At 75.7% G+C, this 1035-nt stretch carries 1 protein-coding gene; it reads right to left on the bottom strand.

What is annotated here, in order from left to right:
• Window positions 1-1035: efflux transporter outer membrane subunit (locus CEK68_RS20850; protein ID WP_152240531.1), on the bottom strand; the 1035-nt coding region annotated here is incomplete at both ends.

Here is a 1035-nt window from a genome sequence, read left to right as displayed (position 1 = left end):
CCATCAGCACGCGCTCGGCCTGCTGCGCGGCGTCGGCGGCGCTGCGTTGTTGCTGCTGTTCGCGCGCCAGTTCGCGCGTGGCGGCGAGCTGGTCCTCCACGCCCTGGAACGCGCTCAATACGGTCTGCCGGTAGCTGGCGGCCGCGGCATCGAAGACGGCTTGCGCCTGCGCGCGTTGCGCGTGGCGGGCGCCGCCGTCGAACAGCGTGCCGGCCAGCGCTGCGCCCACCGCCCAGACCCGGTTCGGCACGCTCAGCAGCGAGGTCAGTCCGGCGCCGTCGTAGCCGCCGCTGGCGCTCAGCGACAGGGTCGGGAACCACGCCGCCACGGCGATGCCGATGCCGGCGTTGGCCGCGGCCATGCGCCGTTCGGCGCCGGCGATGTCCGGGCGCCGCTGCAGCAGCACCGAGGGCAGGGCCTCCGGCGTTGGCGGCAGCGCCGGCAGCGGTGCGTCGCTGGCCGCCAGCGAGAACTCGGAAGGGGTTCGGCCGAGCAGCACCGCCAGCGCGTGGTCCAGTTGCCGGCGCGACAGCGCCAGATCGGTCGATGCGGCTTCGGTGCTGTGCAGGGTGGCCTCGGCCGCGGCCACATCGGCGTCGCTGGCAACGCCGGCGCGCACCCGCGCCTGGGTCAGCCGCAGCGCGTCGCGGTAGCCGGCGAGGGTGCGCTGGTACAGCGCCAGGGTCTGGTCGTCGAAGCGCAACTGCAGGTAATCGGCGACCACCGCGGCCTGCAGCGACAGCCGCGCCTGCGCCAGATCGGCGGCGCTGGCCTGGGCGTTGTCGCCGGCCTGTTCGATGCTGCGCCGGACCTTGCCCCAGAAGTCAGGCTCCCAACTGGCGCTGAACCCCAGCGTATCGGCGTCGCGCAGCCCCGGCTTGGGGGTGACGCTGCGCTCGCGCGTGGCCGCGGCCTGCACGCCCAGCGTCGGCGCCTCTGCCGCCCGCGCGCTGCCGACCAGCGCCTGCGCCTGCCGATAGCGCGCCTCGGCCTGGCGCAGGGTCTGGTTGGCGCGGTCGGCAGCGCGCGGGCGGC

The organism is Xanthomonas sp. LMG 12461, assembly GCF_009192935.1.
Classification (GTDB): domain Bacteria; phylum Pseudomonadota; class Gammaproteobacteria; order Xanthomonadales; family Xanthomonadaceae; genus Xanthomonas_A; species Xanthomonas_A sontii.
This window is presented reverse-complemented; position numbering and strand designations above follow the sequence as displayed.